Source organism: Leisingera caerulea DSM 24564, from assembly GCF_000473325.1.
Taxonomy (GTDB): Bacteria; Pseudomonadota; Alphaproteobacteria; order Rhodobacterales; family Rhodobacteraceae; genus Leisingera; species Leisingera caerulea.
The window spans coordinates 1,713,779-1,735,045 of sequence record NZ_KI421513.1; the positions used below are offsets into that span (position 1 = coordinate 1,713,779).

At 59.5% G+C, this 21,267-nt stretch carries 17 protein-coding genes and 1 tRNA gene; 9 read left to right on the forward strand and 9 right to left on the reverse strand.

Annotated elements, in window-relative coordinates; genetic code table 11:
* The first annotated feature begins 54 nt into the window (after positions 1 to 54).
* The 5 genes from torT (at position 55) to CAER_RS0115635 (ending at position 6,111) form a co-directional block, all read left to right on the forward strand.
* Positions 55 to 1,077 (forward strand): TMAO reductase system periplasmic protein TorT, encoded by a 1,023-nt coding sequence (gene torT, locus CAER_RS0115615; protein WP_154667844.1) that lies wholly within the window; start codon positions 55 to 57, stop codon positions 1,075 to 1,077.
* A 143-nt stretch (positions 1,078 to 1,220) separates the two neighbouring features.
* Positions 1,221 to 2,426 carry a YcaO-like family protein gene (locus tag CAER_RS0115620; RefSeq protein ID WP_027236249.1) on the forward strand — a complete coding sequence of 402 codons (1,206 nt, stop codon included), beginning with the start codon at positions 1,221 to 1,223 and terminating at the stop codon, positions 2,424 to 2,426.
* Positions 2,423 to 3,769, forward strand: a complete 1,347-nt coding sequence (locus CAER_RS0115625) for a TfuA-like protein (protein WP_027236250.1) — start codon at positions 2,423 to 2,425, stop codon at positions 3,767 to 3,769. Before CAER_RS0115620 ends, CAER_RS0115625 begins: the two co-directional genes overlap by 4 nt.
* 41 nt (positions 3,770 to 3,810) lie before the next feature.
* Complete coding sequence (locus CAER_RS0115630) at positions 3,811 to 5,118, forward strand: gluzincin family metallopeptidase (RefSeq protein WP_027236251.1); 1,308 nt, start codon at positions 3,811 to 3,813, stop codon at positions 5,116 to 5,118.
* 138 nt (positions 5,119 to 5,256) lie between these two features.
* A complete protein-coding gene (locus CAER_RS0115635) occupies positions 5,257 to 6,111 on the forward strand; it encodes a pentapeptide repeat-containing protein (protein WP_027236252.1) in 855 nt (284 codons plus the stop codon).
* A gap of 88 nt (positions 6,112 to 6,199) precedes the next feature.
* On the opposite strand, the gene CAER_RS0115640 is transcribed toward CAER_RS0115635, so the two are convergent.
* Together CAER_RS0115640 and CAER_RS0115645 are read right to left on the reverse strand one after the other, a co-directional pair.
* Entirely contained in the window at positions 6,200 to 7,969 is a 1,770-nt protein-coding gene (locus tag CAER_RS0115640) for an adenylate/guanylate cyclase domain-containing protein (protein WP_027236253.1), read from the reverse strand.
* A gap of 49 nt (positions 7,970 to 8,018) precedes the next feature.
* Positions 8,019 to 8,669 (reverse strand): GNAT family N-acetyltransferase, encoded by a 651-nt coding sequence (locus CAER_RS0115645; protein WP_027236254.1) that lies wholly within the window; start codon positions 8,667 to 8,669, stop codon positions 8,019 to 8,021.
* A 238-nt stretch (positions 8,670 to 8,907) separates the two neighbouring features.
* On the opposite strand from CAER_RS0115645, the gene CAER_RS0115650 reads away from it, so the two are divergent.
* A tRNA-Arg gene (locus CAER_RS0115650) sits at positions 8,908 to 8,984 on the forward strand.
* 566 nt (positions 8,985 to 9,550) lie between these two features.
* Here CAER_RS0115650 and CAER_RS0115655 read toward each other — a convergent pair.
* The 7 genes from CAER_RS0115655 to gcvA form a co-directional block, all read right to left on the reverse strand.
* Complete coding sequence (locus CAER_RS0115655; protein ID WP_027233537.1) at positions 9,551 to 11,107, reverse strand: ISL3 family transposase; 1,557 nt, start codon at positions 11,105 to 11,107, stop codon at positions 9,551 to 9,553.
* 228 nt (positions 11,108 to 11,335) lie between these two features.
* Positions 11,336 to 11,995 (reverse strand): FMN-dependent NADH-azoreductase, encoded by a 660-nt coding sequence (locus CAER_RS28035; protein ID WP_036797342.1) that lies wholly within the window; start codon positions 11,993 to 11,995, stop codon positions 11,336 to 11,338.
* A 95-nt stretch (positions 11,996 to 12,090) separates the two neighbouring features.
* Positions 12,091 to 13,362 carry an amidase family protein gene (locus CAER_RS0115665; protein ID WP_027236255.1) on the reverse strand — a complete coding sequence of 424 codons (1,272 nt, stop codon included), beginning with the start codon at positions 13,360 to 13,362 and terminating at the stop codon, positions 12,091 to 12,093.
* Positions 13,359 to 14,246: a polysaccharide deacetylase family protein gene (locus CAER_RS0115670; RefSeq protein ID WP_027236256.1), complete on the reverse strand. Its 888-nt coding sequence runs from the start codon at positions 14,244 to 14,246 to the stop codon at positions 13,359 to 13,361. Before CAER_RS0115670 ends, CAER_RS0115665 begins: the two co-directional genes overlap by 4 nt.
* Positions 14,247 to 14,261: 15 nt before the next feature.
* Entirely contained in the window at positions 14,262 to 15,773 is a 1,512-nt protein-coding gene (locus CAER_RS0115675; protein ID WP_027236257.1) for an amidohydrolase family protein, read from the reverse strand.
* Positions 15,763 to 16,446: a DUF1989 domain-containing protein gene (locus CAER_RS0115680; RefSeq protein WP_036797344.1), complete on the reverse strand. Its 684-nt coding sequence runs from the start codon at positions 16,444 to 16,446 to the stop codon at positions 15,763 to 15,765. Before CAER_RS0115680 ends, CAER_RS0115675 begins: the two co-directional genes overlap by 11 nt.
* Before the next feature lie 97 nt (positions 16,447 to 16,543).
* Positions 16,544 to 17,470, reverse strand: a complete 927-nt coding sequence (gene gcvA / locus CAER_RS0115685) for a transcriptional regulator GcvA (protein WP_027236259.1) — start codon at positions 17,468 to 17,470, stop codon at positions 16,544 to 16,546.
* A gap of 133 nt (positions 17,471 to 17,603) precedes the next feature.
* Here gcvA and CAER_RS0115690 point away from each other — a divergent pair, with 133 nt between their 5' ends.
* From CAER_RS0115690 to CAER_RS0115700, 3 genes are read left to right on the forward strand one after another with little or no spacing between them, the layout of a single operon-like run.
* The gene (locus CAER_RS0115690) at positions 17,604 to 19,163 is read left to right on the forward strand and encodes an ABC transporter ATP-binding protein (RefSeq protein ID WP_051357785.1); all 1,560 of its coding nucleotides are present in this window, start codon (positions 17,604 to 17,606) and stop codon (positions 19,161 to 19,163) included.
* Complete coding sequence (locus CAER_RS0115695; protein ID WP_027236261.1) at positions 19,160 to 20,245, forward strand: ABC transporter permease; 1,086 nt, start codon at positions 19,160 to 19,162, stop codon at positions 20,243 to 20,245. Before CAER_RS0115690 ends, CAER_RS0115695 begins: the two co-directional genes overlap by 4 nt.
* 3 nt (positions 20,246 to 20,248) lie before the next feature.
* Positions 20,249 to 21,181: an ABC transporter permease gene (locus CAER_RS0115700; RefSeq protein ID WP_027236262.1), complete on the forward strand. Its 933-nt coding sequence runs from the start codon at positions 20,249 to 20,251 to the stop codon at positions 21,179 to 21,181.
* Positions 21,182 to 21,267: the final 86 nt, after the last annotated feature.

The following is a 21,267-nucleotide window of genomic DNA, read 5'->3' on the forward strand; positions in this document are numbered from 1 at the left end:
CTTTGGCGGCAGGAAGGGGAACGCATGCGCGCAGTCTGGGTCTTGGTACTTGCAATGCTTTGCACGACGGCGGCCGCGGAATCATGGCGCCTGCAGGTGCCCCGGACGCCGTTCAGCTATGAAGGCGGGTACGCTGTGGCGGATTACCTTCCGTTGGAAAAAGCCGCCCGTGCGTGGCGGTTGTGCGTCGCCTATCCGCATCTGAAGGACGCCTACTGGCTGAGCGTTAACTACGGCATGGTCGCCGAGGCGGAACGGCTGGGCGTCTCCTTCCAGCTGGTCGAGGCCGGGGGGTATCCCAACTTGCAGCGGCAGATCCGCCAAGTAGAAGACTGCGTGGCAGCCGGGGCGGATGCACTGGTCCTTGGCACGGTGTCCTTTGACGGGCTTACCAGCACGGTTGAACAGATTTCGGAGACGGTTCCCGTGATAGCGGCGGTGAATGACATCGCGGATGCCGGGGTCTCCGCCAAGGTGGGAGTGTCTTGGACGGAAATGGGCGCCGTCGCAGGGCGGGTGATTGCAGAGCGGCACCCCAAAGGCACGGCACCGGTGAAGGTCGCTTGGTTTCCGGGTCCGCGGAATGCAGGCTGGGTTAAGTTTGTTGAGCAGGGCTTTCGCTCGGCGCTGGAGGAAAGCTCGGCAGTGGTTGCGGTGACGAAGTACGGAGACACTGGCCGGGAAATTCAGGTGCGGCTGGTGGAGGAAGCGCTCGATGAGACCGGTGACCTCGATTACATTGCCGGGTCCGCGCCAGCAGCCCAGGCCGCCGTCTCGGTCCTGCGCGCACGGGGGTTGCAGGGCAAGGTGCGAGTGGTTTCGGATTACATGACCCACGCCGTTTATCGCGGGGTATTGAGAGAGCGCATCATTGCGGCGCCGACAGATTTTCCGGTGCTGCAGGGGCGGCTGGCTATTGAGATGGCCGTGCGGGCTATCGAAGGAAAACTGCAAGTGAAACATGCCGGGCCGGAGATCTTCGTGCTCGATGGAAACAGCATTGGCGCCGACGTTTTGGAGCAGTCCCTGGCGCCGGCAAGTTTTGTGCCAGTGTTCGACTTCCGCCCCCAGCACTGACCGTGCCTTGGGCAGTGATACGGCTGGAAAGGCTGTTTTGTTGACCCGCAACGCGAGATCCAGCATCCTTGGGCAGAGTGTGCCGGCGGCCAAGCTGCTGTCGGCAGCCCATCCCCGGCGGTCGTGATAGTGAGGCCTGCCCCATGCCTAAAGCGCAGAACAAGGGATATACACTGGACACCCACCGGCTGTGCGATCCCGCACAGACGCTGGCAGCGGTCAGGCCGCATCTTGCTGAAATGGGTATCACACGCATTGCCAACCTGACCGGCCTGGACCGCGTCGGCCTGCCCACGGTGATGGTGACCCGGCCCAATTCCCGCTCTGTCGCGGTGGCGCTGGGCAAGGGGCTGACGCTGGAGGCGGCGCAGGCCTCCGGCGTGATGGAGGCGGTTGAAACCTGGCACGCAGAGCGGATCACCCGGCCATTGCGCGTGGCCAGCTATGCGGACCTGCAGCAGGAAGCGCGGGTCGCGGATGCGGAGCGCCTGCCAAGGGTGACAGGAGGCAGCTTTGATCCCCATCGCCCCGTGTTGTGGGTGGAGGGCGTGGACCTTGTCACAAATGAAGCTCACTGGCTGCCCTTTGAAATGGTGGACACCGATTACACCGCGCGGCCTTGCGGCGGGCAGGGGGCCTTTCCGCGCACAACCAACGGGCTGGCCTCAGGCAACAGCCTGGCAGAGGCCACTTGCCACGCCATCTGCGAACTGATCGAACGGGATGCGATCACCCTGTGGCACCAGGCTACGCCCGGCCCGCGGATCGACCCGTCGGCAATTGAGGTTCCGCGCTGCCGCGAAGCCTTGGAGCGGTTGGAGTGCGCCGGTCTGCGGGCGGGTATCTGGAACATAACCTCAGACATTGGCGTGGCCGCGTTTCATTGCATGATCTGCGAGGGCGGCACCCGGCCCGGCCACATCGGGATAGGCAGCGGCTGCCACCCGGACCGGAATATCGCCCTGTTGCGGGCACTGACGGAGGCGGCGCAGACCCGGCTGACCTATATTTCCGGCGCCCGCGATGATCTGGATCCGGAAGAGTTCACACCGCAGGCTTCGGCCGAACGCACGCAATATGTCCGCAGCCTGCTGGACCAGACGAAGGCAACCGCCCGGTTAGAGGACTGTCCGGATTGTTCCTCCACTACATTCGAAGAGGATCTGTCCAGGATTTTAAGTAAGCTGGCGCGGGCCGGAATGCGGCAGGTTCTGACTGTCGACCTGTCACGCCCGGGGTTGGGGGTTGCCGTGGTGCGCGCGGTGATCCCGGGGCTGGAAGCGCCGCATGACGATCCCGATTTTGTCCCGGGACCGCGGGCGCTGGCCGCCGGGGAGAGCCGGCCATGACAGCAGTGGTCTTTGCCGGCCCGACAATCGGGTCAGAAGAAGTGGCGGCTTACATCGAGGCTTCGGTGCTTCCCCCGGCCGCTCAGGGCGACATATACAGGGCTGCCAGGCAAGGCGCCAAGGCCATCGGCTTGATCGACGGGTATTTCGAAGGGGTGCCCTCCGTCTGGCACAAGGAAATCCTCTGGGCGCTGGAACGAGGGATCGCGGTGTTTGGCAGCGCCAGCATGGGGGCGCTGAGGGCGGCTGAGCTGTCCTCTTTCGGTATGATTGGTGCCGGCAGTATTTTTGAGGCCTACGCCAACGGCTCGATAATTGACGACGATGAGGTCGCGGTGCTGCACGGCCCGGCAGAGCTGGGGTTCGCGCCGCTAAGTGAACCGATGGTCTCGATCCGGGCCACGGTTGCGCGGGCAGAAGGCGACGCGGTGCTGGATGCGGATCAGGCGGCAGCCTTACTGGATGCTGCCAAGATGCGGTTCTACCAGCACAGGGTCTGGGACCAGATACTGGCAGAGTTTCAGGCCGCGCCGTGGTGCGACAGATTTAAGGCCTGGCTGAAGTCCGGGCGGGTGGATGCCAAGCGGGACGATGCGCGGGAAATGCTGGCGCAAATGGCGGCTTATCTGAATGAGGGTCGTGAAACCGGCCCGGCGCCGCGTCCAAAGGTCGAGCGCACGCTTGCCTGGCAGACCCTGGTCCGGCGCATCGAGGCGGAGGCACACCGTTTGCAGGCGGAAGACCGGCAAGTTCTGGATGAGTTGCGGCTGAATCCTGAGCGCTATGAGGACTTCCGCACCCGCGCATTGCTGCGCCATCTGGCCTTGCAGGAAGCACGCAACAGCGGCCGCACAGCGGAGCGGGAAACTCTGGCTGCTCAAATGTCGGCGCATCGCGAGTCGCTGGGACTGTTCAGCAGCAGCAGCCTGCGCCGGTGGCTGGACGACAACGGGCTGTCTGCAGCGGCCTATGAGGACTGGCTCGGTGATGCGGCTCTTGCCGGGAGCGTCGCGGGCCCGCTGAACGGACAGCTGGCCCCTCATCTGCTGGCGGAACTGCGGCAGGCAGGCGCCTATGCCGGGCTGAAATCGCGAGCGATGTCAAAGGAGCGTTACTTGGACGCGCAAGACCCCCCGTCCGGACCTGTGACCGAGCAGGAGCGCCTGCCGCTGGCGGTCTGGTATTTTGAAACGCTGCTGCAGCGGGACATCCCGGACAGGCTGGACGAATACCTGGAGTCAATTGGCTGCCGCAGCCGCGATGAATTCTTTGAGCTGATCCGGCAGGAATTCATGTATCATCAAGGGTGCAAAACACGGCCAGAACAAAAAAGCCGGGAATAGGCAGGGCCATCGGCAAGGCCTCCGCAGATCGGGAGGACCGCATGGACGACCCTTATGAAATGGCGGAGGAAGCGCCCGGCACGCGCTTTTTGCTGTTTCCGCAATCCCCGTTCCGGACGGCAGAGCCGGAGCTGGAGCTGGTTGAGATATCCGCGCCTCCCGGCACGCTCGGGCCGGGGCCGTCGGGTCCGCGGATGTATGTGGTCAACCCGTCGGGAAAGACCATTCCTTTTGGCGCCATCGTCCCGGGGCCATCCGGGCCGGGCATGTACCTGCCGCCCTGGCACGGGCAGGTTCATCCGCCGCCGGAACCGGATGAAGACGGTCACTTTGTTCATATTCTGCCTTCGGACCCCGGATTCGAGGCGGCGCATCTCTTTGCCTCGGCCCATTTCACCCTGGATGTGTGGGAAGAATACTTCGGGCATCCGATCCCTTGGCATTTTGCCCGCGACTATGACCGGCTGGAACTGTCCCTGCTGCCGAGCCTGGACAACGCCCACATCGGCTGGGGCTTTTTGGAAACCGGCGGCACCAGCGAGCACGGCGGCGAGTACCGCGCCTACAGCCTGAATTTCGATGTTGTCGCGCATGAAGTCGGCCATGCCATCATTTACAGTGTTGTCGGAATGCCGGTGTCCGAGGATGTGTCGGGAGAGTATTACGGCTTTCACGAATCCGCAGCGGATATGGTGGCGCTGATTGCCTCGCTGCATTTCGGCTCTGTGGTCGAGGAGCTGCTGGAAAGCACCAGCGGCAATCTTTACACCTTCAACCAGCTGAACCGCTTTGCCGAGCTTGCCGGAAATGCGCAAATCCGGATGGCGGCCAATACCAGAACATTGCAGGAATTTGCGCGGGGCTGGAGCAGCGAGCATGCGCTGTCCGAGCCCCTGACGGGTGCAATGTTCGATATTCTGGTCGACATCTTCCACGAGCGGCTGCTGGTGCATGACCTGATCACGCCGGAAATGGAGGATCTGTCCGACCACCTGGAGGAAAGCCCCTATTACGGCGATGTGATGCAAGAGCTGTTCAATGCACGCTATGCGCTTGATCCTGACGGGTTCCGCATCTCTTTTCTCGAAGCGCGGGACTTTTTGGGCGCCTATCTGGCGGCGGCCTGGAGCATGCTGGAGGCAGAAACCCTCACCTATGCGGCAGTGGGGGAGGCGCTGCTGGCGGTGGACCGCGAAACAACCGGGGGTGCCTTCGAATCGATTATCGCTGGCAACTTCAGAATGCGCGGGATTGGCCTGTTCGAGGCCGGGCCGCGTCTGGCCGAAGCGGATGAGGACAGCCACGCGCATTCGGTGCGGACACGGGTGCCGGGTGAAGGCATGCCCTGATGGCTGTAATTTCTATTCTTTTTGTGCTACTTTCACCCTCAGGGGGACTTTTCCGGAAAATGGAGTGGCGCCGATTGCGCCCGCGGAAATGCGAAAAGATCTTCTGGTGTTGTTTCCATAGCCACGGGAGTGTGCACGGTGGCCGAGTCTTTACTGAGTTTTTCTGAAGTGCTGTTATTTGGACGTCTGGTCGAAGACATAAAAATCGTCCCTAAATTCGCTGGCGCCATTGTTGGCACGGTCAATAATGTACAGAACCTGAGTGGTACGTCAGTGAACGGTGAATCGCTCGCGCCGGGTGACAAGGTTCTGGTGATGGCGCAGACCAATAAGGGGCAAAACGGCCTCTACAAAGTTGGCAGCGGCGAAAACAATCCTTGGGAAGATCAGCAGCAGTTCCCGAAAGGAACCATTGTTGAAATTGCCCACGGACCCCGCCAGGGCTTGTGGAAACAGGTCGGCGATTACAGCGCGGGACAGCAGGAGTTTACCCGGGCCGGAAAGCGGCAGCAAAGAAGCCGGGGCCGCAACAACCTCTTGGCTGATCAGCTGAGTGATGATGCGAAACTCGCACGTATCTACGGGTTTTCATATGAAGGCACGTATTTCGAGCTGCCGGAACCAGTGATTTTCCTGGTGCATGGCGACGGCGAAAGTGCGACAGCTGATAACGCGCCTCAGGATCAGGCTGCCCGTGCTCCTTTGGATCCTTCCGTGACCGGGGTTGCCTCAGCGGAATACCAGATCGCAAACGACATCCGGGTCTGGGACTATGACAAGGCCGATTATTCCATCCGCATGGACGTGATGACCGGTATGCTGGAACAGGTGCTGCTGGATGTCTATTTCGGCGGGGGCGGCCCTGATATCAGCGGCGCCAAGGTGAGCGGTGCCAAGGTCAGCGGGGCCAAGGTGAGCGGAGCCAAAGTCAGCGGGGCAAAAGTCAGTGGTGCCAAGGTCAGCGGCGCCAAGGCCCGCGGTTCAGGCGACTGACACCGTTTTCTGCAGCAGGATTGAACCTGAAGATCGCCGCGGAGCGCGCGCCGCGGGGCGGCCATGAAGTCCCGTCATTTGGACTTGGTCAAAACCCCGCCTTTTTGAGCCCTTCGACAAAATGCAGGGTGTCTTCCTCCAGCCGGTCGGGCTGCACCTTGGCCCAGCGGTCCAGTGAAAAATTTGGATGTGCTTCGCGGTGCCTGGCCGCCATGTTGCGGGCTTGGTCCATGTCCCCCAACTGCGCATAGCTGGCCGCAAGCATGCGCTGTCCTTCGGTCGGGTTATTCATCTTGGTTAGCGTGTCGATCACCGCATCATACTGTTTGAGGTTGTAGTAAGCGCCGCCCAGGTGCCACAGATACTGATCCGGGAAATACGGGTTGAGCCGCATCGCCTGCTGCAGGTTTCCGATCGCGGCTTGATTGTCGCCGGAATGGGCCAGCGCATCGGCGTAATCCGACAGCAGGTCTGCGTCATTGGGGTTCAGAGCCAGCGCACGCCGGTAGGCGCCGATCGCTGCATCATGCTCCTTGCGGTACAGATGCACAAAGCCAAGCTCGCCAAAGCCGCGGGCGTCTGTGGGATCCAGTTCTACCGCCCGCTGCGCATATGACAGGGCCGTATCCAGCGCGTGCTCGGCGTCCTTGGCCCAGGAATAGCGCCAATCGATATTCATGGTCCGGGAGATTGCAGCAGAGGCCCGGGCATAGTCCTGGTCGCGCGCCAGGGCGCGCTCATACAGCGTTTGTGCCTCGCGGTTGTCCTGTCTTGTGTAACGGAAGATATACTGCTGGCCGCGCAGCACATAGCCGTAAGCGGCCAGATCGGCGGGCGCCGTCTGTGCCATCCGCTTGCGCTCCTGGGCCTCGATCAGCACCGCAGTCGCGGCCACGATGGCGTCGGTCACCTCATCCTGAATGGCAAAGATATCGTCGATATTGCGGTCGTACCGTTCGCCCCAGATGGTGCGGCCGGTTTCCGCGTCGATCAGCTCCACGGCAATCCGGACACGGGCGGCGGCCCGCCTGACGCTGCCGCGGGCGACATAGCGTACCCCAAGTTCCCGGGCGGCCTCCTGCGGCGGCATGGTGGTGGCTTTGAAAAAGAAAGAGGAATTGCGGGCAATGACGAAGAGGTTCTTGAACTTGTACAAATTCAGAATGATGTCCTCCGTCAGCCCGTCGGCAAACCAGCTGTCGGACGGCTCACCGCCGAGGCTGGCAAACGGCAGCACGGCAACCGAAGGGATGCCGGGCGGCGGGCGGTGTGCCTGCTGGGTCTCCGGGCGCCGTGTTGCCGCCATGGCGGCACCAGCTACTTCGCTCCGGACGCAATAGGCGGCGACCGGCTCGGCAATATTCTTGAGCCGTTGCGGGCCGAGGAATTCAAAGCCGAAGCGCAGCCGATTGCGGATCTGCTCATAGACGGACGCGCTGACAAAGACTCGGCCGGGTTCCGCGATTTCCTGCAGCCGTGCGGCAATATTCACGTTATCCCCGTGGATGCCGCGGTCATCGACCAGGATTTCACCCATATGAACACCGGCCCGGAACCGCAGGTGCTGATCCTCCGGCCGTGTGTTGTTGCTCTGCTCGGCAATGCGGTGCAGCTCGACACCGAATTCCACGGCATTGGTAGCGGTTTCAAACAGGGCCAGGACCCCGTCGCCGCGGACAGCCACAACTTGCCCCTCATGCGCCTGGCAGGCCGTTTCCAGCTGTTCAAGGAGGGACTTCAGAGCGCTGTAGGTGTCGATCTCATCATTCCCCATCAGCCGGGCATAGCCGACAACATCGGCAAACAGCACCGCACCGAGCTGGCGCCGGACCGTTGTTGTCTTATTGTGGCCGCTCACAAGCTGTCCTCCTCCTGTGAGTGCGGGCTGAGGCCGCTGTTGCCGCCGCTCATCCTTCCGGCGCGTCTGCAGGGCCAGGCGGCCAAGCCCATCCGGCGGCTTCTGCGCCGCGGAAACTGACCCGCGGACCGGCGCCAAGCTCCTGCGCCAGCGTTTTGCGGCTGGCGTCCCATTCCTCCCGCAGGAGGCCTACGGTGACCATGTCAAAAAAACGGCCTTCTGCAAACCATGCGGCCCGCATCCGGCCCTCGGTGGCGAAACCGGCACGCGCTGTCAGCTGTTCGCTGCGGGTGTTGTCGGCCCGGTAGTACGATGTAACGCGATTTAGCCCGATCTGCCGGAAGGCAAAGTCCAAAAGCAGTGCCAGGGCCCGGATTCCAACACCCTGCCTGCGCCTGGATTCTTCGATGAACATGGCAATCACCGCATCACGGTTCACCGCCGAGATGCTCTCCAGGCCGGTGATGCCGCATAGCTCACCGGATTCTGTGGTGAGAGCAAACCAGCACTTGCTGGCGTTTGCCTTGGTATCGTTGAAAAGCTCCCACGCCTGCTCAAGTCCCGGCGCACTGAGCGGAACGCGGGTCGAGCGGTCGAAACAAGCCATGTCGGCAATGTTCTGAAGCCAGCAAGCGGCTGTGGTGAGGTCTTCTGTTTCCAGCGGTCTGAGCTGAAAACCTGCGGAGTTCCGGTCCGGCATCTGCCGCCCCTTTCGATTTTTGCAACGTGGGGCTCCCCCGGTATCCGGCCTGGCCGGGAAAGCGCAGTTAACAGACTTATACCACAACTCCGGGCAGCTTTGGGGGCGAAGGGGGCGGGGCATCGGAACAGCCCGGCAGCCTGCAGGCTCCAAGCCGAGAGTGGCGGCGAAGAAAAACAGTGACGGGCGTCTTTTAGGGTTGCGACTCTGCAGCGCTATGATTAAACCCCGCCGCAGTGGACCGATAGCTCAGCTGGATAGAGTACTTGACTACGAATCAAGGGGTCGGGGGTTCGAATCCTCCTCGGTCCGCCACTTCCTTTCTATAGAATGCCAAGCAAAACTGACCTTTCTGTCAGTTTGGTGACCCAGCTCCTGTTTTTTGCTCGCGGGTTCTGTTACGTTTGAATTGACTTCCTTCAGGAAAATCAGGGCTGATTTGCAGGTTCAATCGGCAAAGCCACCTGTTCCAGCCGAGCCATCATCGGCTATGAGCGCCAGGCTGGATTGCTGCGGGCGCAGTCGATCACGAACGGCCCGAAGCAGACACGATTCGAGCCGCGTTTGCTCTTCGCCTGTCATGCACGAAGGGCGGTTTGCGGACCTTCTCGGCAGGTGCGAGATCACGTGGTGCCATCTGAGGAAGCTGACATTCCGGCTTTCATTTAGTCCCATTTATTTCTGCGTCGCCGCAGGGCATCTCCGAGCCCAAACCGCCGGGTGCCGCGCAAGGAATGAACGTGTGAGAAGCGTGCAGAGCGGACATTGCCATGGCGAGGCCAGCCCCGTGAACAGGCATGCAGTTTTGACCCCGTAGCGGGGAAATCGGCGTCCAAAAATGGCTCTGACTCAGTTTTGGTGCAACTTCGGCCTCCCTCAGATCAGAGCGCTTGAACGAGCCGCGCTTTGAGCAGGTCGATGTTCGCCCTTCCATACATCTGGCGTTTGAGCGTTTTGAGGCGGTTAATCTGCCCTTCAGTCTGCCCGTTCGACCATGGTTCCCGAAGCGCCGCGGCGACCGCTGCCTGATCTCGCCGCAGCCCGCGGGCAAAGGCACCGAGCAGCCCGTCTTCCGCTTCATTCAGCCATCCTTCCAGCGCGCCTTCGCGAGCATTGCGTACCATGTCCGTAAACCGGTCGGTCAGCCTTCGGGCTGTGGCGAGAGCAGGCAGCGAAGCTTCGATCCTTGCGACCTGGATGGCATCCGCCTTGCACAGATGATCCCGGCCCAGGGTCAGGAGGCGGGCAATCTTGCGCGCGGGCGGCGATTTTTCTGCTCCCGATGGCGCGGCCCGCCCGGCACGGCGCTGGCGCGTGGCCCATTCCCCGACGACGCGGAGGCTGCCCTGGAAACCATCGGCCCGCAGCCGGCGCCAGATTTCGGCGCCGTTCCGGCAGCCGCCCGCCCATTCCCGCTCCAGCCGCGGCAGCCAAGGAGTCAGACTGCTCTCACGGATGCGGAAAACATCCTCGCGTTCCCCGCGCAAAATCTGGCGGACGAGCTGGCGGCTGAGCCCTGTCTGGCGAACGATCCGCCGGATCGGTACGCCATCATCAGCCATCTGGCGAACCATCCGGTTGGTTTGCTGGCGGCGCAGATAGCCTTCGTATTGCAGCTTTTCAGCGGCTGTCAGCAGCTTTGGGTCCAGTGTCTTTGCTCCGATCGCTTTGCGGATGGCAGGCATGTTACGCTGCACAGCGGCCAGGAAAGCTGTGCTCACGTTTTCTAACAGGTGCCAGCGGTCGGCAACCTGAACCGCTTTTGGCAAGGCCCGAGAGACGGCACCTCCATAGCCTCCGTTGCGGTCGCGGGCGACGACCTCAATCCCTGGACGGGCCCGCAGCCAGGCCTCGACCGTGGCCGGTTCCCGGTCCGGAAGGAGATCAATGACCCGGCGCCGCTCCAGATCGCAGATCAAAGTGCCGTATCGCTGCCCCTTTCGCCAAGCCCAATCGTCGATACCTATAACGCGGAGATCACTGTTTGAGGCCTCAGCCGTGTCCCGGATGCTGCGGAGGAAAGTATCCTTGCTGACCGGCAGCAGGAGCCGTGCGGCGAGCGCCTGTGCCGGACGCCCGCCGAGTGCCAGGCCGAGGTGCCGGACCAGTCCTTGCAGACGGGAGGTGCGCCGCGCATGTGGCCGGGTCACGTCCGCCGGAAACCGCTCGGCAAATATCTTGGCTGGGCAATGCAGAGCACGGCAGCGAAAGCGGCGAACCAGCAGGACCAGTTCCACCTTCCGGCCATGCGCAGGAAGATCGGCAGGCCGTCGGCGGTACCTGCTGTGAACATGGCGTGAAGCCGTGCCGCAGCGCGGGCACGCCGCCGTGGCTTTGGCGGAACGCGAGTGGATCCGGACCGTGTTCCCAACAAGCTCAACCTGGTCGGCCTTGAGACCTGCTGGCAGGAAATCCCGCCGTGAAAACTGTGACGCCATCGGCAACCTCCTCCAAAACCTGCCAATATATAGCGCTTAGCAGGTTGGGCTGCACCAAATCTGCTTCAGAGCCAAAGTTCCATGCCGATTGACACTTTAGCGACTTGAAACACTCAAGTAAGGGCGCAGGACACAACCACCTGCCTCACACAGCTTGAGCTGTGACCAGTTGGAAATGTAGAACCTGTTCGTTTCATCAGGTTCTACTTTCCATAAACTGGCTAACGGTTAGGCAAGCTCACGCGCAATGTGACGTGCCTGGGTCTGAGCTGAGGCGACCGAAGCTTTGTGACGCTCATCGGCGAATTCCTGATACTCGGCCGCAGCTTCGAACATGCGTTCTGCGCCCAGGTACTTGCGCAATGTGCTGATATGCGCAGAAAGGTGACCCGAGTCATTACGAATTCCACCCTCCTCAAAGCCGAATTCGCCAGCCGATGTCAGCAGCACCAGTGTTTTGCCGGACATGATCGGTTCCAGAGGGAAGTCGCCGCGCGCCAAATCAAACGTAAAGGTCTTGTTGATCCGGATGATCTGATCAAACCAAGCCTTCAGGGCTGCGGGCATGCCGTAGTTGTACATGGGCGTCGAAATCAGCAGGATGTCAGAGCGGTCGAGCTCGTCAATCAGCGTATCAGACAAGCTGACCAAAGCGTTCTGTTCAGGAGTGCGTTCCTCTTCTGCTGTGAAGACGGACGCAATCCAATCGTTGGAAATGAAATCCGGCGGGGTCATTCCGACGTCACGCAGAATAATCTCGACGTCCGGATCAACCGTTTTCCATTCTTCCACGAAACTGTCCGCCAAGGCGCGGGAAATGGAGTTATAGGCCGCAACAGGGTTGTCGGTGCGGCGCACGCTGGCGTCAATTCTCAGGATTGTGGTCATATTGTCACCTAGTCAGTTTGCAATGAACCAATCAAAGGTGAAGCCAATGACGCGCGGGTACAAATGAAGAGAATTCTGAATAGAGTGAACTGACCTCACCCATCTCTAATCGCTGAAAAAATCTTCTCCAGATGAGACGCCGTCGCGAGTACATCCGCATCCCTGTTTGCGCCGCCGCTCAAGGATAGGCTGATCCCCGGTCTTCGGTCTCCAAATGGAATGGAAATTGTTGGGGCATTGAGGAAAGCGGCTTTCATCGATACCGACAGGATAAGGGCGTTTTCCCGTGCAAAGACCCCTTTATCGCGGGTCACAGCCTGAACAGACGGCGGGTACGACGGCAATGTCGGGTAAAGCAGCATCTTCCCTGCCAGTTCCCTGCCAAAGTCCGGGATGAGGGCCCGCCGGATTTCCAGCAATGCCTGCAGATCTGTGCCAAGGATTGAAGCCGCCTGAGCAAGGCGATCCTGCACATTTGGGTCCAGTCTGGCCTGCTGGTCTCCGACCAAACCTGGCAGAAGACGAAAGGCTTCGGCACTCACCAGCGTTCCATAGGTTTGGAAAATCTCCGTGATACAAGTGAAACTTCGGATTTCAACCCTTTCCAATTCGATGCCATGATCGGACAAATGCTGCAGGACCTGTTCGTACATTGTCTTGATTTTCGGGGTAAATCCCGCTAGAGCATCTTCCCTCAGGCACAGAATTTCACGACAGGCGTGCCCGGTTTCTTTGCAATCCGACAAAACGCGATCCACAGCGCAAATCTGACTGACGTTTAAAGCGAGTGAGCCTGGCGTATCCAGAGAAGGCGCCAGAGGTAAAACCCCGGCGCGTTCATAGCGGTCCATAGTTGGGCGAAACCCCACCAGGCCCTGACAGGCGGCCGGAATGCGCACGGAGCCGGAGGTATCTGTGCCCAAGGCGATGTCGGCCAAGCCCAAGGCAACGGCTGACGCCGATCCGCTTGAGGACCCTCCAGGCACCATTGTGCTATCCAACGCATTCAGAGGGGTGCCGAAATGCGGATTAACTCCGAGCCCGGAGAAGGCGAATTCCGACATGTTCACATGGCCCAGAATGATCGCGCCCGCAGACCGGAGCCTGGCCACGACCGGGGCGTCTTTGTCTGCTGGCTGAGGGTCGATGGCCAAAGATCCCGCATTGCTTCGGAGCGCTTGCACGTCGATATTGGCCTTCACCGCAAGAAACTGGCCGTCCAACGGCCCAAGCATCTTCCCTGCGGCCTGCCGCGCGGCGGAGGATCGGGCATCCTGCAACAGTCTATCTGGCGCAACGCCAAGGAATACCTCGCGCTGCGCGTCGAGCGAAGCCAGGAAGTCGCGCGCCCGTTGAAGGATATTCATGCCGTCAGGACCGGAGCCTGATAATAGGGCAGCTCTTCAACCCGTACGCTTTGCCGGTCAGCCTCATATTGCGTGCGCACGTGTTGCGCGATCTCTCCGAGAGTGGCGAACCAGACGTCACCCCTCTTCAAGATAGTTTCCATCCAGTCTTCCACCTGCCGCCACCGCGCCAAACGCCCGGTCAGGAAGGGATGCCAGATGCCAATCCAGAAGCCGCCTTCTTCGTATTGGGCTTCGAATTCCTCCCAAAATGGGGTCAGACCGGCGCGTGGCCCGGCGACGGGCATCATGTAGCCAATCTCCTCAAAATGGGCGAATTGCGGCCAGTCGTCGGTCCCCCAATGCGACGGAAGTTCGACCAAAGTCCGCCCGCCGGATCGCATGAGATATGGCACATCATCCGCCATCAGCGAACTATCATAGTCGAATTCATGCTTGTTCAGCAAGTCGATGACGGCTTGCGTCACATTGTAAACCGGCGCGCGATAGCCTTTTGGCACATTGCCCAGAACCCGCTTATGCGACTCCAGCGCGCGTTCAAACCAATAGGCTTGTTCAGACGCGCTATGGTTTGTCGGGTCTTCGTGCAAATAGCCATGATGGCCGATTTCATGACCATCTTTCAGGATGGCTTGCATAGCATCTGGATATTGCTCCACGACCCATCCGGGGGCGAAGAAGGACTGTTTCAGCCCAAGACGTTTGTAGGTTTCCAGAATCCGAGGGATGGCAACCGTCGGCCCGTAGCGTCCCATGGAGATCGGATAGAGGCGATCATGCCCGTCGACCGGCTTTGCGATATGGATCAGGCTGTCCGCATCGATATCAAAGGTGATTGCACAGGCGCATCGCGCGCCGTTCGGCCAGATAATTTTCTTCTGCATGGTCTTGCTCCTCTGTCACTTTTGCGGGGCGTTTTTCGTCAACCAATCGTCATACCAGCGCTGCAATGCGGATTTTACGGCGGCATATTCACTGGCGCTCAGCCTTTGATCCGCGGCGCGCTGCATGCCGTCGGTGATGTTTTGAAGAATTTTCGTTTCGTCGCACTTTTTGGCTTCGCCGTGCGAAACGGCCAGTTGTCCGCCGGTGAAGACACTCTGGATATCCGTGGATTTTGCCGAGCTGACCAACAGCTCAACCGGATCAATGCCGGGGGCCAACCAGGGCCCTTCAAGACGGTCCAGGCGGAGGATTACAAAGTCGGCGCGTTTGCCGGCGGACAGGCTTCCGATGCTGTGATCCATACCCATCAAACGCGCGCCACCCATAGTGGCCATGTCGAAAACATCCTTCGCGGTCAGGCTTAGGTTTGCCCGATCACTTGACCAATAAAGGCTTTGCGCCAAACGCATTTCGGCGAACATATCGTCATCACCTGCCAGGCTGGTCCCATCCATCCCCAGTGCGAGGTTAATGCCCATCCGCTTCATCAATGGCGCGGGTGCAATGCCGGACCGCAGCCGCAAGTTGGAACTGGGATTGCACACGATATGCGCGCGCGCCTCGGCCACTTGCGCCAGATCTTTTTCGTCCGCCCAGACCATATGCGCCAAGGATAAGCCGTCAGAGAGCAGGCCAGCTTTACCCAATTCTGCGATGGCACCTTGAAAACTCCAGGCTGTAGCCGACAGGTGCTGCAGCCGAGACTCCTCGGCATGGGTGTGAATGCGCTGGCCGCTTTCGCGAACCTCCTTGGCGATGTCGCGCAGGGTCTCTTGGCCCGTCCAATGCGGTGCCGTGGGGCCAAACCAAACATCAGAGCATTCAGAAGCCGCGTATTCGCCATGCATCCGGGACAGAAGCCGCACAAAGCTTTGCGGTTCGATACGTGCGCGCGCAACGTGCTGGCGCTGCAGTTTGCATCGCAGAACCTCGGGCAAGGTGGTCAGAAACGACTGGCTTTGCCCGTATGGATGCACAAGCTGGTTGTGCCATCTCTCGCCCGGCGCGATGGCACAGGACAGGCCAAGCCCATTATATACGGCGATTTTGTCCCTTATCTTCGCTTCGGCAAAGGTCGCTGTGTGACCCGCGGTGCAGGCATCCACAACAGCCGTTACCCCATTCTTCAGCAAGCGCATTGCCGCGTATTCGGTGGCGAGGCGCGGCGCAACGTCAGCTGCGCCAGCGGAGGCGAAAATCCAAGGCTCTAACAGGTCATCCCGTATCCCTTGGTTGATCAGGTTCACCCCATAGCAATGGTGATGCGCATTCACAAACCCGGGCAGGATCGCAGTGTTTGTGTCCGAATGCACCCTTGCGCTGGGATAACGTGACTTTAATTCGGCCAGAGGCGCCAAGCCAGCTATTCTGCCGTCTAGAACATAAAGCGCGTAGTCGTTGTGACTGTTAAAGGCATCTTCGATGATCCAGCGGGCGGAAAATATGTCGCCGCCATCAGCCGTCATGAACAACAAATTCCAGCGCGCTCGGCTTGCCTTCGTCCCCGTTGACTGGGGTGACATCCTGCGGGCAGGCCGACATCACGGCGTAGACTGGCATCTCAGCTTTGAAGGTCATGCTGTCCCCCGGCTTTGACACTGGCGCAGCCCAGGCAAGGCTGCCATCAGGGTGAACTGGGACGTGCATCCACAGATTGAAGGGCGCTGGCACATGCGGTGCTTTTTTCCCGATAGCAAGCAAGGCCTGCCTCAAGTTGTCGGCGCAATTGTCGTGGTAATCAGTGACGCCCAATTGCTTGTACCGGTTGGCATCGCAAGCGGCGATCGTTGTGTCATGAACACCCGGCGAGGTGTCTTGGGTCAGCGTCAAAAGAGGATTGCGCAGATTGCTGACCAACCTGTCACCGACCTTTGGGAAAACAGACAGAAGATCCGTGTGCACATGCGGCATTGACATATATTCATGCAGCTCTGCCGCATTGAACGCCCAGAAATCGCAGACTTGCCAGCCGGTCGGATTGGTGATGGTCAAAGTCTGCCCGGCTGTCAAACGCACCGCGACACCGCAACGTGCTGGCACTGTATACCGTTCTGCAATGACCGGGATGCCGTCGGCAGAGACCGTGCTGTTCAGTGTTTGATTGAAACCATCGGGTTGGGAAGGGTCAAAACTTTGCATGCGCAAGAACTCCTGATTAGGGGTTCAGAAACGCATGCTTCCCGGCAATTTAGAAATGACAAAAATTCAAGCGACGGATTAGATCGTTGCGGACGCGCTAATCTTCAAAAAACCTTTGACCTACGGCGCTGTCGCGAAACTCATCTGCTTGGTCCAATAGCCATTCCCGGAACACACGAACGCGTGCACGATTGGCGTAAGTTTCCGGGCAGACGAGAAAATAGCTCTTGTTCTTCAATGCCGTGTCAAAGGGAGCGACCAGCATATTGCGTTCCAGAAAACGCGCGGCGGCCAAAAGGCTGACCAGGGCCACACCATGACCATCGCTTGCCGTCAGCAAGCAGATGTGTTCCTCGGAATAGGTGACATAGGGCTCGACATCACCAGTATGCAAGCCAGCCGCGTCCATCCAGCGCTCCCAACTCGGATCCGCATCGGAAAACCCGCTCCATTGGTATTCGATCAGACGAGACTTCAGAAGATCTTCGGGGGAACTCAGTGACTTCGCCTTTTCCACGCTGCAGACAGGGGCCACCCAGTCATTCAAGACCCAAGCCACATTGCTGTCAGGATAATCGCCGAAGCCATACCGAATGGCCACATCCACATCGCTGGATTTGAAATCCACCAGCTGATCGCTTGACAGAACCCTTACCGAAATCTCTGGGTATTTCTCGTAAAACCCTCGCAGCCGCGGACTAAGCCAATTAGCCGCAAAGGACCCGGTTGTTGAGATTGTCAATGTGCCCGCAAGGTCGTCTTCCTCCAGCGCGAGAGAGGCGGCTTCGATGTTCTTGAAGGCCTCAATGATGTGGGGCGCGTAATTGGCCCCATCCTCCGTCAGTTTCAAGGCGCGGGTCAGCCGGTGGAACAGGGGCACCCCAAGTTGATCCTCCAGCGATTTGATCTGATGGGAAATGGCAGTCGGAGTAACGCATAGTTCATCGGCGGCATCCTTGAAACTCAGATGCCGGCAGGCCGCTTCGAAGGCCTGAATGCTTTTCAACGACGGAATCTTCGCCATGACGCGCGGCTTTGCTCTCCTGATGCGATGCTATTTCGTCGCTCTACTCTAACCCGATTGCCAGTTCACATGTTGGCGAAATTCTCAGCTGTGAGGTGAAAACATCTAATTTGAGAAGATAGGGCATTCTCTCTTGAATTTGCGTGAAAGTTGGGAGGTTGCCTTGGATCCATTTTTGAAAGTCACCGGCATCGACAAGTCGTTTGGCGCCGTTCGTGCATTGCACAACGTCAATCTGCTGGCCTCGAAGGGCGAGTGCATTGCGATTTTGGGCGAGAACGGAGCGGGGAAAACCACGTTCGCAAGCGTTCTGATCGGTCTGTATCAGCCCGATAGCGGCGAAATCAAACTGGGCGGAACACCTGTTTCGGTGACCAGCCCAGCAAGAGCTATTGAGCATGGGATCGGCATGATCCACCAGCATTTCAGCCTGGTCGGCGCGATGACCGCCGAAGAGAACATTCTGATCGGCTTGCCCAGCACAAAGAGGGGTGCCGAAGCGCGGGCGCGCATTCGGCAGCTTTGCAGCGACTTTGACTTTAACGTCGATTTCGACATCCGCGTGACGGAAATGCCTGTGGGCATGAAGCAAAGGGTGGAAATCCTTAAGGCGCTGTTTCGCGATGTATCGATCCTGATCCTGGATGAACCCACCAGCGTTCTTGCCCCGACCGAAGTCGCGCCGTTTCTCAAAGGGGTGCGCAAGCTGGTCGCCAACGGCTGCCTTGTCTTTTTCATCAGCCACAAGCTCGATGAAATCCGCGAAATTGCCGATCGCGTCATGATAATGCGCCATGGGCGTGTCGAGGGAGTTCTTCCGGTTGCGACCACGCCCATGGCCCATATGTCAGCGCTTATGATGGGAGAAAAGTCGACCGGCGAAACGGTAGAGACGCCCAAGGCCAAACAGGCGCGCAACGACGCCAGCTCAGCACCGGACGCTCTGGTTGTCTCTGATGTCTGCCTGACCGACCCAGGCGGCGCGGAAATCCTGCAAGATGTGACCCTCTCCGTGAAGGCTGGCGAAATCCTTGGAATCGCCGGGATCGATGGCAATGGCCAGACGGAGTTGAGCGAGGTGATCACCGGCCTCAAAAGGCAAACCAGCGGCGCCATCCACCTTAATGGCACGGAGATATCAAGCGCCTCCATCGCTTCGCGCATTGCAGATGGCATAGGCTTCGTGCCCGAGGACCGCCATGCCGAGGGCTTGGTCCTGTCGCTCAGTGTCGAAGAAAATATGGCCTTTCGATCCATTGGCGAAGACAGGTTCATGTCTGGCGGTCTGATTTCCCGGCGCGCAATGCACGAGATCGCAAGCGACGTGGTCGCGGCCTTTGACATCAGGCCCCCTGACCCGAAATTGAACGCCTCGGCCTTATCCGGTGGCAATCAACAAAAAATCGTTCTGGCCCGTGAAGTGGCCCGGGCGCGCAATCTCTTGGTCGTCGTACAGCCGACTAAAGGGCTTGATGTCGGCGCAACGGAATTTGTTCAGAACCAGATCCGTGCCGTCGCCCAAACAGGCGTGGGGGTTCTCTATATCTCCACTGAACTTGAACATGTGCTCGACATCTCTGACCGCGTCGCAGTGATGGCCTTTGGCCGGATCACGGGTGTTGTCGATCCAGAAAACACAACCCTTCAAGATATCGGGCTCTTGATGACCGCAGCGCCGGAGGAGGTACAATGAACAGATTCACCATGCAACGCCGGATTGCGATTGCTTTGCTTTTAGCGCTGAGTGTTGGCGGGGTGCTGATCCTGCTGGACGGGTATAACCCGTTTGAGGCCTATAAGGTTCTGTTTCTGGAATCCTTCCTAAATTACTGGGGTTTCTCCAATACTTTGGTCAAAGCCTCGCCGATGCTTCTGGCGGGGCTGGCCGTGATCATTCCGATGCGCGCCGGTGTGTTCAACATCGGTGGCGAGGGACAGATCTATATTGGCGGGTTGTTCGGCGCCGTCTTTGCTTTGGCGATCCCCGATCTGCCCGGTCTATTGGGCGTGCCGCTGATATTTGTCGCCGCCGCCATCGGCGGGGCGTTCTGGGCGGCAATTCCTGCTTATCTCAAAGCCTATCGGGGCACGAATGAGGTCATTGTCACGCTGCTGATGAACTTCATTGCGATCCACATCGTCAGCTACGCCGTGGCCGGGCCGCTATTGGCCGAAGGCGCGCCATATCCTTACTCGGAGGAAGTCTCAGAAGCCTATCGCTTGCCTATTCTGATGCCGCGATCTGATACCCATGTGGGCTTTGTATTCGGGCTGGCCATGACGGTCATCTTGTATTTCTGGCTGCGCTTCACGCCATCGGGTTTCCAGCTGGACCTTGTGGGGCGCAATGCGCGCGCTGCGGCCTATGCCGGTGTGGACCAGAAAATGACCGTCATCCGCGCCATGTTGATTGGCGGCAGCCTTGCAGGCATGGCCGGCGCAATCGAGGTGATCGGGTTGAAGTACCGCCTGTTCCACCTGTTTAGCGATGGCTACGGCTATGACGGAATTGTCGTAGCCTTCCTTGCGGCTCTTAACCCAATTGTCGCGCCTTTGACCGCGCTGTTCCTTGCCGGGCTGTCTGCCGGCGCGGGAACGATGCAACGGGCCGTCGGGGTCGACAGTTCCGTCATCGACGTGGTCGAGGGGCTCGTCGTGGTTCTTGTCGCCGCCGCCCTCGTGACACCGCGAACCAGGTCAGCATCCATTCTGAAACCCTTGGCAAGAAACCTGCGGCTGCGCCGCCAAACACAACGCGAAAAGAAAGAGGCATAGACTATGATTGATCTTGTTTTGCTGGGCGACGTCCTTGCCGGAACCGCCCGATTGGGTACGCCAATTGCTTTTGCTGCCCTTGGCGGGGTGATCGCGGAACGTGGCGGGCTGTACAACATCGGCCTCGAAGGTCAGATCCTTGCCGGAGCGCTTGGCGCTGCAGCTGGATCTTTCGCAACCGGCTCCGCCATGATCGGGCTCGGATGCGGGATCATTTGCGGCCTGATCTCAGGCCTGCTGCTTGGGTATATGTCGATTCGGCTGCGCATCAACCAGCTGGTTGGCGGTATCGCGCTCAACCTGCTGCTGGCCGGTCTCACAGCTTTTCTGTCTCGGCAGATATTCGGGGCTCAGGCCGGAGGGGCGCGGGTAAACGGGTTCTCGCAGACCGATATTCCCTTCTTGTCAGATCTTCCCGTCGTTGGCCCGTCCCTGTTTTCCCAGGATCCGCTGTTCTACCTTTTGATCGGATTGGCAATAGCAGCCTGGTTCTGGCTGATGAAATCCCACAAGGGTCTGGACCTGCGCGCCGTTGGCGAAAACCCGAAGGCTGCGGACTTGGCCGGAGTTCCTGTCTTTCGCATGCAATATCTCGCAATTGCAGTCAGCGGAGCCCTCGCGGCGCTGGCCGGGGTGCATCTGGTCTTGTCGCAAGTCTATGTGTTTGCGGAAGGCATGAGCGCGGGTAAAGGCTTCATAGCGCTTGCGGCAATCATCTTGGGACGTTGGTCGCCCATTGGCGCGATCTGCGCGGCGCTTTTCTTCGGCTTCTGTGATGCGGTGCAGTTCAAACTGCAATTCACCTCGCCAGAGATTCCCTATCAGCTCTTCCTGATCTTGCCTTACCTCGCATCGCTCATCGCACTCGTGGTCCTCGGCGCCAAGGCCAGCGCACCTGCATGCGTCGGACTGCCCTACGACCGGGAGCATCGATAAATCTCAGCCGTGACGTGAGAAACCATCGTTTTTCACGCCGCGATCCTCCCGTCACCCTGACAACACATATCCAATATGGGAGAACA